Origin of the sequence: Pseudovibrio sp. M1P-2-3 (genome assembly GCF_031501865.1) — a bacterium.
Lineage (GTDB): Bacteria > Pseudomonadota > Alphaproteobacteria > Rhizobiales > Stappiaceae > Pseudovibrio > Pseudovibrio corallicola.
Map to the genome: position 1 here is coordinate 1 of NZ_JARRCW010000001.1, position 13,409 is coordinate 13,409.

The 13,409-nt window shown below is 50.2% G+C and carries 9 protein-coding genes; 8 read left to right on the forward strand and 1 reads right to left on the reverse strand.

Translation table 11 applies throughout. The annotated features are described in order from the left end of the window. From dnaA to gyrB, 5 genes are all read left to right on the forward strand, one after another. Positions 1-1,470, forward strand: a 1,470-nt coding sequence (gene dnaA, locus P6574_RS00005; protein WP_310618361.1) for a chromosomal replication initiator protein DnaA, incomplete at its 5' end; no start/stop codon positions are given. A 178-nt stretch (positions 1,471-1,648) separates the two neighbouring features. Then, positions 1,649-2,767 carry a DNA polymerase III subunit beta gene (dnaN, locus tag P6574_RS00010; RefSeq protein WP_310618362.1) on the forward strand — a complete coding sequence of 373 codons (1,119 nt, stop codon included), beginning with the start codon at positions 1,649-1,651 and terminating at the stop codon, positions 2,765-2,767. Between the two features lie 97 nt (positions 2,768-2,864). Continuing rightward, positions 2,865-3,980 carry a DNA replication/repair protein RecF gene (gene recF, locus P6574_RS00015; protein WP_310618363.1) on the forward strand — a complete coding sequence of 372 codons (1,116 nt, stop codon included), beginning with the start codon at positions 2,865-2,867 and terminating at the stop codon, positions 3,978-3,980. A gap of 14 nt (positions 3,981-3,994) precedes the next feature. Then, positions 3,995-4,615, forward strand: coding sequence for a LysE family translocator (locus tag P6574_RS00020; protein ID WP_310618364.1), 621 nt, complete (start codon positions 3,995-3,997; stop codon positions 4,613-4,615). A gap of 140 nt (positions 4,616-4,755) precedes the next feature. Next, complete coding sequence (gene gyrB, locus P6574_RS00025; protein WP_310618365.1) at positions 4,756-7,209, forward strand: DNA topoisomerase (ATP-hydrolyzing) subunit B; 2,454 nt, start codon at positions 4,756-4,758, stop codon at positions 7,207-7,209. Positions 7,210-7,274: 65 nt separating this feature from the next. On the opposite strand, the gene P6574_RS00030 is transcribed toward gyrB, so the two are convergent. Then, positions 7,275-8,048 carry a GntR family transcriptional regulator gene (locus P6574_RS00030; protein ID WP_310618366.1) on the reverse strand — a complete coding sequence of 258 codons (774 nt, stop codon included), beginning with the start codon at positions 8,046-8,048 and terminating at the stop codon, positions 7,275-7,277. A gap of 406 nt (positions 8,049-8,454) precedes the next feature. Here P6574_RS00030 and P6574_RS00035 point away from each other — a divergent pair, with 406 nt between their 5' ends. The 3 genes from P6574_RS00035 (at position 8,455) to P6574_RS00045 (ending at position 13,397) form a co-directional block, all read left to right on the forward strand. Next, entirely contained in the window at positions 8,455-9,816 is a 1,362-nt protein-coding gene (locus tag P6574_RS00035) for a TolC family protein (RefSeq protein WP_310618367.1), read from the forward strand. A 53-nt stretch (positions 9,817-9,869) separates the two neighbouring features. Then, positions 9,870-12,140: a type I secretion system permease/ATPase gene (locus tag P6574_RS00040; RefSeq protein WP_310618368.1), complete on the forward strand. Its 2,271-nt coding sequence runs from the start codon at positions 9,870-9,872 to the stop codon at positions 12,138-12,140. A gap of 564 nt (positions 12,141-12,704) precedes the next feature. Beyond that, positions 12,705-13,397 carry a pirin family protein gene (locus P6574_RS00045; RefSeq protein WP_310618369.1) on the forward strand — a complete coding sequence of 231 codons (693 nt, stop codon included), beginning with the start codon at positions 12,705-12,707 and terminating at the stop codon, positions 13,395-13,397. The last annotated feature ends 12 nt before the right edge of the window (positions 13,398-13,409 follow it).

Below are 13,409 nucleotides of genomic sequence, written 5' to 3' on the forward strand. Positions count from 1 at the left end.
ATGCTCGTTCAAAGCGCTCCGGGGCCGGAGCAGTGGGATCGCGTTAAAAAGCGCCTACGTGCGGAACTTGGTGAAGATGTATTTACCAGCTGGTTTGCGCGCGTAGACCTAGAAGGGCACAATGACGGAACTATTCGTCTTTCTGTCCCAACGCGATTTTTGAAGCAGTGGATTCAATCCCACTACCGCGACCGCTTGATGGGGTTGTGGCAAAATGAATGTGAAGAAATCCATCGGATTGAGTTAACGGTTCGTGGTGCGATTCGTGCCCGGCCACCTGTGGCCAAGGCTGCACCGTCTCCAACGATGAACGGTAAAGCGTCGGATTCACGCCCGATTCAGGTGAATGATCCAATTGGAATGCGGGCTTCTTCCCCTGTTTCGATGATGGGGAACCGCTCGATTGGCCGCGCGGAAGCTGCAGGCAAAGACGTTCTTGAAGGGGCTGTTCTCGACCCTAAATACAACTTCGAAACCTTTGTTGAGGGCGAATCCAACGTACTTGCGCTTGCGGCAGCTCGTCAGGTGGCAAGTGGCGGCGCAGTTACCTTTAATCCGCTTTACCTTCATGCATCGGTTGGTCTGGGTAAAACCCACTTGATGCAGGCGATTGCAAATCAGGCACGCAATGCAGGACGACGCGTGTTGTACCTGACAGCCGAGCATTTCATGTATCGCTTTGTGGCTGCACTTCAGGCGCAGTCTGCAATGAACTTCAAGGAAACCTTGCGTTCAATCGACCTTCTGCTGATTGATGATATGCAGTTTCTTCATGGGAAGCAGATCCAGCAGGAATTCTGTCACACCTTGAACGCCCTTATTGATGGTGCGCGCCAGGTTGTTGTGGCAGCGGACCGGGCACCAGCTGATCTGGAAAGCCTTGATGACCGCGTACGCTCCCGTCTTGCTGGCGGCCTCGTGGTAAACATTTCCGAGCCGGACTTTGGCTTGCGCAGAGCGATTATTGAAGATCGTATGCGCAACCAGCAGCGCAACTATCCAAACTTTGCCGTGCCTGATTCTGTGCTGGACTATGTGGCTCGTAACGTCACATCCTCAGGCCGCGACCTGGAAGGGGCGTTGAACCGTCTTGTTGCCCATAACCAGCTGACAAACTCACCGGTAACACTGGATATGGCTGAGATCACGCTTCGTGACCTCATCAGAACAGCTGAGCCGCGCCGTGTGAAGATTGAAGACATTCAGCGGGTTGTTTCCAAGCACTACAACGTTTCCAAAGCCGACTTACTGTCAGCGCGCCGTACACGGACAATCGTTCGTCCGCGTCAGATTGCCATGTATCTGGCCAAGATGATGACCCCGCGTTCACTGCCGGAAATCGGTCGTCGTTTCGGAAATCGTGACCACACCACAGTGCTGCACGCTGTTCGTAAAATCGAGGAGCTGCAAAAGGCAGATAACGGGTTGGCGCAGGAGCTGGAACTGCTCAAGCGCATGCTGGACGCCTAAATACAGGTTCGTTTCGAGCAGTTTACCCGGCTTACATGTATATTTCAGTGATTATCGGGGCGCTCTTAGGAGCGCCCTCTTGCTTTTTTGTCTCTCTCAGGGCAGTTTCTTTACCCCTCCTTTTGAGGAAAAGAAGATTTGCAGCTGTTTCAGCTGCCCAGAAGAACGGACGGATCGCATGAAGGCGACACTTGAGCGGACCGAGCTCCTGAAGTCATTAGCGCACGTACACCGTGTTGTTGAACGACGAAACACGATTCCGATCCTCTCAAACGTCATGCTGCAAGCAGAAGGTGGCGACCTGAAGCTTAAGGCGACTGATTTGGATCTTGAAGTCACCGAAACAATTTCAGCTGTTGTTGAGACACCGGGGGCAACCACTGTTCCTGCCCATATGATTTACGAGATTACCCGTAAATTGCCGGAGGGCTCGCAGGTTGTTCTGGAAACTTCCGAGGATAACAGCACGATGGAAATTCGTGCGGGTCGTTCCAAGTTTTCGCTTCAGATTCTGCCGGTTACGGACTTCCCTGACCTCACTGCCGGTGAGTTCTCCAACAGCTTCAAGACAACTGCGGGCAACATCCGCAGGCTGACCGATTGCACTCAGTTTGCAATTTCGACAGAAGAGACGCGCTATTACCTGAATGGTATTTATATGCATACCATTGAAAATGGTGAGGGTCTTCAGTTCCGCGCTGTTGCAACCGATGGACACCGCTTGGCGCAGGCCGAAATGCCGTCCCCTGAAGGGGCACAGGGCATGCCGGGTATTATTGTACCGCGCAAGACTGTTGGTGAAATCCAGAAGCTCTTTGAAGATCCGGAAGCTGAAGTCCAGGTGGAAATTTCGGAGACGAAAATCCGCTTTACCATTGGTTCTGTGGTGCTTACCTCCAAGCTCATTGATGGCAGCTTCCCAGATTATGACCGCGTTATTCCTAAGAATAACGATAAGGAACTTCTGGTGGACCGCGACGTTTTCAAGGCAGCCGTTGACCGTGTGTCAACCATTGCTTCCGAGCGTGGCCGCGCTGTGAAACTGTCACTTTCCGAAGGCAAGCTTGTGTTGACCGTGACGAACCCGGATTCGGGTACTGCAACGGAAGAGCTGGCGGTTGAGTACGATTCTGATGATATGGAAATCGGCTTTAACTCCAAGTACCTGCTTGATATTGCTGCGCAGCTGGAATCTGATGGCGCTTTGTTCCGCTTAGCTGATTCCGGTTCACCGACCCTTGTTCAGGAAAGCGGTGAAACCGATGCTCTTTATGTATTGATGCCAATGCGCGTTTAAATTTCGTGCGGGCCGGATGCGGCCCGCATTTTCCTGCTTGATGGTGCGAGATACCTTCGGCTGTCGGATAATTTAAAAAACAGCAATGAGCTTTGCCATGCTCACGAGCATTTCTCTGACAGATTTTAGAAATTACAAGTCCGCATCGGTTTCCCTAAACAGCAATATGGTGGCGTTTACCGGCAGTAACGGGGCCGGAAAAACCAATATTCTCGAAGCAATTTCCCTGCTTACCGTTGGCCGCGGTATTCGCCGTGCCAATCTTGCGGATATGGCGCGGGCAGATGGTGCGGGAAGCTGGGCCGTCAGCGCGTTACTCAGCGGTGAGTATGGAGATACCCGCATGGGAACGGGCTATTCAGCCTCAGAGCCTTCCCGAAAACTTCGCATTGAAGGGGAGGATATGCGAAGTTCCGAGAGTTTGCTGGAGTACCTGCGCATTATCTGGCTCATTCCCAGTATGGACAGCCTGTTTACAGGATCTGCAGGGGACAGGCGCAAGTTTCTGGATCGTCTTGTGCTTTCTCTCCATCCTTCCCATGGGCGTATGGTCTCCAATTTCGAGCGGGCTTTGCGTCAACGCAATCGCCTATTGCAAGATGGTGGTGATAGCTACTTTCTGGATGCAATTGAAGCGCAGGTGGCAGAGCTGGGAACCGCTGTTTCTCTGGCGCGGCGGGAGACAGTCAGCCTTCTTGCGCATAAGATTGGCGAGCAAGTAAGTTTGGGCCTGCCTTTCCCTCAAGCCGAGATTGGCCTGCAGGGCAGCTTTGAGGACCTCACTGACGCGATGGCAGCGTCTGACTGTGAGGACTGCTTTAAGGATCTCTTAAAGAGTGGCCGAATGCGGGACAAAGCTTCGGGCCGCACGCTGGACGGGCCTCACCGCTCCGATCTGGATGTGGTACATGCTGATAAAGGGCTACCTGCTGCCATTGCCTCCACTGGAGAGCAAAAGGCGCTCTTGATCGGCCTCATTCTGGCACATGCGGATTTGACGAAGGCTGTGTCTGGCCTCTCTCCTGTGCTTTTGCTGGATGAAGTGGCAGCACACCTTGACCCGAACCGGCGGGAAGCCCTGTTCTCCCGGTTGAATGTTATGGGCGGGCAAGTCTTTATGACAGGTACCGACGCTATGTTGTTTAATGCGCTGCCGCCGGATGCGCAAATATTTGAAGTGAGCGATGCCTGTGTCTCACTAAAACAGATGTAAACTGGGATCGTACTATGGATTTGTCTGCCCTCCTGTTTTTCGCCGCAACCCTGCTTATGGCCGCTTTGACGCCGGGACCGGGTATAACGGCTCTTGTTGTGAGGGTTTTAGGCTCTGGCAAGCGTGGTGCACTGGGTTTTTGTCTGGGCATGATAACCGGCGATATGCTTTGGTTATCTTGTGCGGTACTGGGCTTGGCGGCGCTGATCTCTTCTATGGCCTTTGCGTTCACTTTGATGAAGTATCTGGGCGCTGCCTATCTGGTTTATATTGCCTGGAAAATGTGGAACTCCGAAGCTGTTGTGCTCAATGCAGGCGGAGAAATGCAGGACAAGGCAATGTCTTCTTGGGCCTCTTATGTGTCTGGTCTCCTGCTCACTTTGGGCAATCCAAAAGTTGTTGTGTTTTATGTGGCCCTTCTTCCCAATATTGTACCGTTAGAACAGATCTCGTGGGTGGGGTATGTAGAGCTGCTCGCCATCGTGTGGAGCGTGCTGATTCTGGTGTTTTCTTCCTACGTTTTAATGGGGCTGCGAGCCCGTAGGCTGATTACTTCCCCCAAGGTTATGAAGCGGGTGAATAAAGGCGCTGGTGTGGTGATGATGGGCGTTGCGGGAACCATTGTGACGCGCTAGCCCAGCTCACGGCAGACATTCAAGTTTATCCAATGTTTCTCTAGGCTTAAAAGCGGTCTGAACCCTCTGGTTGGTTGCGCCTTGCCATTTAATATTTATAACTTACCTATTGGTCTTTAAACCTAAATAAAGTGATTCGGATGAGCGATACATCAACCCCTGAAACGAGCATACCTGAACAGACGAATGGCGCAGGCGAATATGGCGCTGACTCCATCAAGGTGTTGAAGGGCCTCGATGCTGTTCGCAAACGTCCGGGCATGTATATTGGTGATACGGATGACGGTTCCGGCCTGCATCACATGGTCTACGAGGTGGTTGATAACGCCATCGATGAAGCCCTTGCCGGTCATGCAGATCATGTGACAGTGACCTTGAACGCCGAAGGTTCGGTGACTGTGACCGATAATGGCCGCGGTATTCCTGTTGACCTGCACCCCGAAGAGGGCATCTCTGCGGCAGAGGTTATCATGACCCAGCTGCATGCGGGTGGTAAGTTCGACAGTAACTCCTATAAGGTTTCTGGTGGTTTGCACGGTGTGGGTGTGTCTGTGGTGAACGCGCTCTCCACCACGCTGGACCTGCGTATTTTCCGCTCCGATAAAGAGCACTTCATCCGTTTCCGCCACGGTGAAGCTGAAGCGCCACTTAAAGCGGTTGGGGATGCGCCGGGTAAATCGGGTACGGAAGTGACTTTCATGCCGTCTCCCGAGACCTTCACAAAAACCGATTTCGACTATGACACCCTTGAGCACCGACTGCGTGAACTTGCGTTCCTCAACTCTGGTGCCCGTATCATTTTGACCGACAACCGCGGTGTGGAGCCAAAGACGGAAGAGCTTTACTATGAGGGCGGTCTGGAAGCGTTTGTGCGCTACCTTGACCGGGCCAAGCATCCGTTGATTGAAAATCCGGTCACCATGATCGCCGAAAAAGACGGTATTACTGTTGAAGTGGCCATGTGGTGGAACAGCAGCTACCACGAGCAGGTTCTTTGCTTCACCAACAACATCCCGCAGCGTGATGGTGGTACACACTTGGCTGGCCTCAGAGCCGCGTTGACCCGCCAGATTACCGGCTATGCCGACAGCTCCGGCTTGCTGAAACGTGAGAAAGTAAACCCGACAGGTGAAGATTGCCGCGAAGGCTTGAGCTGTGTTCTTTCCGTTAAGGTTCCAGATCCAAAGTTCTCTTCCCAGACAAAAGACAAGCTGGTTTCTTCCGAGGTGCGCCCGGTTGTTGAGAGCCTTGTGAGTGAAGCGCTTTCCTCTTGGCTGGAAGAAAATCCGGCTCCAGCCAAGAGCATTGTCTCGAAAGTTGTCGAAGCGGCAAGTGCCCGCGAAGCCGCCCGTAAGGCGAGGGAATTGACCCGCCGCAAAGGGGCGCTAGACGTGGCGTCGCTGCCCGGTAAACTGGCGGATTGTCAGGAGCGTGATGCTTCCAAAGCCGAACTCTTCATAGTGGAGGGTGATTCAGCGGGTGGATCTGCCAAACAGGGCCGTGATCGTGGCAACCAAGCCGTGCTGCCACTGCGTGGTAAGATTTTGAACGTTGAGCGTGCGCGCTTTGACAAGATGATCTCTTCGCAGGAGATCGGAACTTTGATTACCGCTCTGGGAACAGGGATCGGAAACGAAGAGTTTAACGCGGAAAAGCTGCGGTATCATAAAATCATCATCATGACCGATGCGGATGTGGATGGTGCACACATTCGTACACTGTTGCTGACCTTCTTCTTCCGCCAAATGCCGGAGCTGATTGAAAACGGCTACGTTTATATTGCTCAGCCACCGCTTTACAAAGTGAAGCGCGGCCAATCCGAGCAGTACTTGAAAGACGAACAAGCCCTGCAGGAGTACCTGATTAAGGGTGGTTTGGATGAAACCACGCTTACGCTCGCCAATGGCGAAATGCGTTCTGGTGAGGATCTGCGTACGTTGGCAGAAAGCGCGCGGGATGTAACAGCTATTCTGGATGGTCTGCACGCCCGTTATGACCGCGGTGTTGTGGAACAGGCGGCAATCGCCGGAGCTCTGAACCCTGATACCTTGCATGATCGGGAAAAGGCGAAAGAAGCAGCGGCTTATATCGCCCGCCGTCTTGATATCCTTGCCGATGAATTCGAGCGGGGCTGGGAAGGCGAGGCAACCGAAGATGGGGATCTGGTCTTTACCCGTATTGTGCGCGGCGTGAAAGAAGTGGCGACTATTGATGCAGCGCTATTGGGTTCTGCTGATGCGCGGCGCCTGAACTCTCATTTTGACTACCTCAATGAAGTCTTCAAGAAGGCTTGTGTCTTCTCCCGCCGTGATAAATCTGCAGAAATTCGCGGACCTCAAGCTCTTATGAACGCTATTTATGCCCAAGGGCGGCGCGGAATTTCCATGCAGCGCTATAAAGGTCTGGGGGAAATGAACCCTGAGCAACTTTGGGAAACCACACTGGATCCGAATGTTCGCTCTCTCCTTCAGGTGAGGGTAAAAGAGGCAGATGCTGCCGATGATATCTTTACCAAACTGATGGGCGATGAAGTTGAACCGCGCCGCGACTTTATCCAGACCAACGCACTGGCTGTGGCAAATCTGGACGTATAGCCGAAATAACGAAACCTATTAAAAATGCCCGAACAAGAATACTTGTTCGGGCATTTTTTATTGGATCAGGCGCTTTCGTTTAGCTGAAGTGGCTCTGTGGGCGCTAGTCTCCCAAGGTCGGGGTCCCATTTATCAATAAGAACTTCAATGTGATCAAAAGCTGCTTTGGAGGCCTGTTCAGGACTTCCTTTCCGGCAGACTTCCAAAAGGTCATTGTGTAATTCCAAGATCTCCTGGGGGTCTAAGGGGCGTTCACGGGTTCCAAAAGAGAACCTATGAATATGCAGGTTGCAGCGGTCCAGAATTGGAGCAAGACCATTGTAGCCCGATGCTGCAAAAAGAACCCTATGGAAAAAACGGTCATAGTCACTACAAGTGTAGGTGTCGCCCTCCTGAGCTGTTTCATGCATGACTTCAATAACTTTTTTAAGAAGCTCGTATGCGTCATCATTCAATCTGGAGGCAATGACGCCTGTGGCCATCATTTCCAATTGTTTTCGAATGGCAACCATTTGCCGGATTTCTGGCAAAATGAGCTCTGAGACCTGTGTTCCCTTATAATCGTGACGTATGACAAAGCCGATTTGCTCTAGACGAATAAGGGCTTCACGAATGGTTCCTTGGGCGCAATTAAATTCGAATGCAAGCTGTTGCTCTCCCAAGCTTTGACCGGGAGGAATGACCCCCATGACAACTTGCCGCTTCAGGCTGAAATAAACTGTATCACTTTTGCGGAGTTTAGGCTGTTTCTTCAGATTCAGGCCAAATTTCTGCTCCAAGTCAACATCTGCGCCTATCAGGCGCGTATAGTCTATTGAACATGGTGTGTTGCTGAGCATTTTGTTAACCGTTATATTATGTTAGTTTTAAACATACCAGAATACTTACTTTAAGTAGATTTGGGAAGGTTTAATTAACTATACTTATAATTAATATGAAATTGTTAAAAACTATCCCGTTATTTGCATTGTTTAAAACAATAGTTAATTTTGACTGTTGCGTAGAGTTTTCTAAATGGGTTTCTCTTTAAACTACTACTAAATATTAAAGATACCTATTTGACTAGGTTAATGTATTGTATTGATATGTTGAGTAAGTGCGTAGTATTTGTAAGTATACTAATTAGTGTTTATATGAATTCTACGTAGACTGGATATTAACCTAATGAATATTATCTATTCATCTAGATTTTTGTTGGTATTTATTCTTATTGCTATAGGTAGTTATTGCAATATTGGATTCTATATGGCGCAAGCTCTTACGCTTCACGAAGCAATTCAGGAAACAATTGCCACAGAACCGGATATTCTCGCTTCCGAGGAAAACCGGGAAGCGACTGAGTTTGAACTCAGACAAGCTCGAGGGCTTTATCTGCCCAGTATTGATGTTGAATCTGGTGTTGGTGTGCGCAGACTAGATAACGATTCAAGGAGATTGTTGGGAGAGCATGGGCACGCTCTGTTTCCAAGAGATGTTGCGGTCTTTGTCCGTCAGGACATTTTCGATGGCTTTGGACGGGCGGCAGAAGTTGAACGGCAAGCCTCCCGCGTGGATAGCGCCTCTTTCCGAGTCTATGAGCGTTCGGAGTTTATTGGACTACAGGTTACACGGGAATATATCGAAGTTCTTTTACAAGAGGCAATTATTGTCGAGGCACAAAAGAACATCGATTTTCATCGAGATATTTTGGGGGACATACGCGAAGGTACCAAAAGTGGAACTTTGACGAGTGCTGATCTGGAGCAAGGTATTGAGAGGCTTTTGGCCGCAGAAAGCCGCATGATTCAAGCTCAGGAAGGAAGGGCGCTTGCTCTGGTACGCCTGCAAAGGTATGTGGGCAAACCGGTGAACAAAGTATCTGCATTGGGGACACTTGGCAGCTTTATCCCAACGTCCCAACCTCAGGCCGTAGCTCTTGCACGCACACACAATCCGCAAATTCAAATTGCGGCAGCGGAAGTTGATGTCGTTGCTGCGGAGTTGAAGGCGGCGAAATCACCTTTTTACCCAAGGCTTGGCGTTGAAGGCAGCGCGCGAACCGGCGAGGAAATTGATGGCGATGATGAGCGCACAACGGATCTGCAAGTTCGGTTGACAATGACTTGGAATATCTACCGTGGCGGGATTGATAGTGCGGATGTACAGGAACAAATTCGCCGGCTTGGTGAGGCAGAAATGCTTCGTGATGTACGTGTCAGGGAAGTGGAAGAAGCTGTGCGGTCAGCTTGGGTAACCCGCACACAACAGCGGGTTCTGGAAAGAAAGCTTAAAGAGCAGGCACGGGCCAACAATCAGGTTGTAACGTCCTATCGGGAACAGTTTAGAATCGGCCTTCGCTCACTTCTTGACCTTTTAGACGCTCAAAATACGCGCTTTAATACCAATGTGCTTGTGCACTCGGCGAACTATTCTGCGGTTTTTGCTGATTATCAGGTCGTTGCGGCTACTGGAAGATTGTTAAATGCCGTTCGCACGGCCTATCCACCCCAAGCGGAAGCTTACGCGCGTGTGGAGGCGAAAGTTCCTCCTTTACCTAAACCTAAGGATCTTGTCCGAAAGGACCCCAATCGTGGGCGCATTGATATTTTGGGTGTTAATTTAGAGTAGACTAAATGGAGTGCTAATGCCGTTCTCGCAAGATATTGGGGAAGTATTTAACTATGGTAAGGCCTCCACAAAGGACAGATCTACACCTCCGTCATGGTGATATCAGCGAGGACCATCCGGATCCTCTCGTCTCATGCCTGCAAGTGGTTGCGACCCAATTTAATCGCCCAACCTCACTCACAGTCCTCACCGCCGGCCTTCCTCACGACCATGAACAATTTACGCCAGAGCTGATTGTTCGCTCAGCCAAACGGATCGAGCTGGAAGCTTCGGTGAAAACGGGGAAACTCTCCAAGCTTGGTCCCTTTACCCTGCCTCTTATCATTTACTTGAAGAAGTTGGGGCCTGTGGTGCTTCTGGGAAGAGAGGCAGAAGGGCTATTTGATGTCCAGATCCCCGGAGAAAGCGAACCCACCGTCATAGCTGAAACTGATTTGGAAGCTGATTATGGAGGTTGGATTATTATATTTACCGCCCCGCAGGACAAAAGGCTTAAGGGAGCAGCAGGCAAACAACAGAAGAAGGAGGATGACTGGTTCTGGGAACCTTTGATGGCCTACTGGAAAAGTATGGTGCAGGTGATCCTTGCTGCGTGCTTTATCAATATTCTGGCATTGGCTTCTCCCCTGTTTGTGATGAATGTCTATGATCGGGTCTTGCCAAATGAGGCCATTGCCAGCCTTTGGGTTTTGGCCATCGGCCTGTCATTGGCGTTTATCTTTGACTTCCTGCTAAAAGTCTCGCGGGCTTCACTTATCGATTATGTTGGGCGACGGCTGGATCACCATATTTCCACGGCACTTTTTGAGAAGGTTTTGAATATCCGGCTGCAGGAGCGCCCCGAATCTACCGGAGTTTTTGCCAACCACGTTTCCCAGTATGAGTATATTCGCGAGTTTTTCACCTCCAGTACCCTGTCGTTGATTGTAGATGTCTTCTTTTTATTCCTCTTTTTGTTGGTCATATATTTTCTAGGTAGCTGGATGGTTGTTGTTCCTGCAATCGCAGTGGTTTTGGTGATTGTCTCTTCATTTATCCTGCAAACCATTGTTTCCCGTTATCTGGAACGCGCTCAAACAGATACGGCGCAGCGGCATGGGCTTCTGGTTGAGAGCGTCAATGCAATGGAAACAGTGAAAAGCTTGCGTGCCGAAGGCTACTTTTTAGCAAAGTGGGAGCGCTTTATTGCAGAAGGCAGCCGGACGCAGGCTCAGGTGAAGGCCTACAGCAATCTGGCGATAACGCTGGCCCAGTTTCTGCAGCAGATGGTGACTGTCTGGGTGGTTGTCAGTGGTGTTTATTTGTTTGCGGAAAACAAGATCACCATGGGAGTTATCATCGCAGTTGTCATGCTTTCAGGGCGTGCAGTTGCTCCTCTTACCCAGATTACAATGGTCATGACACGGGCGCGCTATGCCATCTCCGCATTGAAAACTCTAAGCAGCCTTATGTCCCAACCTGATGAGCGAACTGGTGTTAAGGATTATGTGAACCGCATTGTTCTGGATGGAGAACTGGAGTTTCGAGATGTTGGTTTTCAATATCCGGCCGTTGAGAAAAATGTTCTGAGCAATATTTCATTTCATATCAAAGCGGGAGAGAAGGTTGGAATTCTGGGACCAATCGGTTCAGGTAAAACCACCATAGCCCGTCTGGCTTCGGGGTTATATTCTCCGATTTCCGGCGAGGTTTTGATAGATAGCGTGGATATCAGGCAATATCACCCCTATGAGGTTCGCAAGGCTGTTGGGCTGGTTGTGCAGGAAACAGATCTCTTTCGCGGCTCCCTCAAGGAAAATGTTCTGGTGGCTAAGCCCGGGGCAAGTGATGATGAAATTTTGTTTGCCTGCCGTATGGCCGGGGTCGATAGCTTTGCCGCGCGACACCCCTTGGGTTATGACATGCCGGTTGGCGAGCGTGGCTCTTTTCTGTCCAGTGGCCAAATTCAGTCAATTGCCTTGGCCCGCGTGTTCTTGATGTCACCGCCGATTTTATTTCTCGATGAACCTTCCAGCGCACTGGATCTTGCTTCTGAGCGTGTTTTGATCAAGCACTTGAAAGAAGCGATCTGGCCGGAACAAACGCTGGTTCTGGCAACTCACAGGCAAGCAATGCTTGTGTTGGTGGACCGTTTGATTATTCTGGAGGCAGGCCGGCTAATCGCTGATGGACCAAAGAGTGAGGTATTACGTGCCTTGGCAGAGCGCGCTGAAAAACTTAAGGGTAGGCAACAGTTAACTGAAAATCAGGAGGAGGGGACACCTGCCGATGGGGATGAAGGTCTGGATACCTCTCCTGATGCGGATGAAAACAAGCCCGAGTAAGCGCCCTTAGGTACGTATCTTTAATCGAAAGCCGGCTCCATTTTTCGCTGATACGCTTGCCCTATGCTTTTTCTGTGCCTTCAGCAATTATGGAGTACGGGCCCTCGTGCTGAGTCGAAGAGGCTGCTGCGGAGGTCGGGTCGGTCGCGTCATAGGCGGAATAAACACAAAGCTGTACGACGTTGGTGATGGAGCAGGCCGTCCGCTCACGCTTTATCTGACAACCGTGCAAACTAGTGATTGCAGGGGAGCAGAAGCGATTCTGCTAGATTTACCTGTTGCTAAGGTCCAGACCTCAAGTCGTGGCTATGACAGTAACAGGATTAAAAAACTGTTACAGATCAGTATATTGAGTTCTTCCTCCCTTCGAGGAAAACCCGTAAAAAGAACATCCCTTATTGTTTCATAACCTATCAAAAGCGCAGCAAGCCGCATGCTGCAAACCAGCCGTATCATAAATGATCTATTTTTTAGATCGTTATAGTGAAAAAACAATATTATTAATCGATGATAATTCTCGGTAGGTTCACTTCAAGTCAAACATCACGAATGAGGGAAGTGGTTATGAACACGAGTGAAATTCGCATTATTCATCGGGAAGATCTACCCTTGGGCGGCTTTGCCGGAATCGTTGAAACAAGAATGGTCATGAACCCGAACCTTTGGGCTTCCGCGAAAAATAGAACCGATATCAGTCATGGGCTTGGTGATTTCATCTATCTTGCAAACGGATATTTTAAAGCAGATGATGGCGCGCCCATGCATCCACATGCCGATGTGGACATTGTGAGCTTTATTCCCAAAGGCGCAGTGGGGCATGAGGGGTCCATGGGGCACGGGACAACAATCACCGGCCCCGGCATTCAGGTCCAGCGGGCTGGAACAGGTATCGAGCACGCGGAATTTAGCCTGAACGGTGAGCCCGCAGACCTTGTCCAGATGTGGTTTAACCCACCAAAGAAAGGCCTTACACCAGCCTATCAGGATTTCAAACTTGATAAGAACAAGTTGACCACGGTCTTAGGTGGTAACAGCTCAGAAACATTCGATAATACAATGACTTGTAAAGTCGGATACTTGAGCGAAAATGAAATTCTTAGGCTAGAGAACCCTTTCATTGTGTTGATCACAGAAGGAACAGCACGCGCCAACGGCCAAAACGTTAAAGCTGGCGACTTGATCGAAGGAGAGGCTTTGGAAATCTCCTCTCAAGATGGCTTTGGCTTGGTTGTCATCCAGTTCACTGCAAATTCCTAAGAATTAATATCG

Coding starts and splice junctions, on each gene's coding strand:
- dnaN (WP_310618362.1), top strand. CDS start 1,649: ATGAAGGCGACACTTGAGCGGACCGAGCTCCTGAAGTCATTAGCGCAC.
- P6574_RS00045 (WP_310618369.1), top strand. CDS start 12,705: ATGAACACGAGTGAAATTCGCATTATTCATCGGGAAGATCTACCCTTG.
- gyrB (WP_310618365.1), top strand. CDS start 4,756: ATGAGCGATACATCAACCCCTGAAACGAGCATACCTGAACAGACGAAT.
- P6574_RS00020 (WP_310618364.1), top strand. CDS start 3,995: ATGGATTTGTCTGCCCTCCTGTTTTTCGCCGCAACCCTGCTTATGGCC.
- P6574_RS00035 (WP_310618367.1), top strand. CDS start 8,455: ATGGCGCAAGCTCTTACGCTTCACGAAGCAATTCAGGAAACAATTGCC.
- recF (WP_310618363.1), top strand. CDS start 2,865: ATGCTCACGAGCATTTCTCTGACAGATTTTAGAAATTACAAGTCCGCA.
- P6574_RS00040 (WP_310618368.1), top strand. CDS start 9,870: ATGGTAAGGCCTCCACAAAGGACAGATCTACACCTCCGTCATGGTGAT.
- P6574_RS00030 (WP_310618366.1), bottom strand. CDS start 8,048: ATGCTCAGCAACACACCATGTTCAATAGACTATACGCGCCTGATAGGC.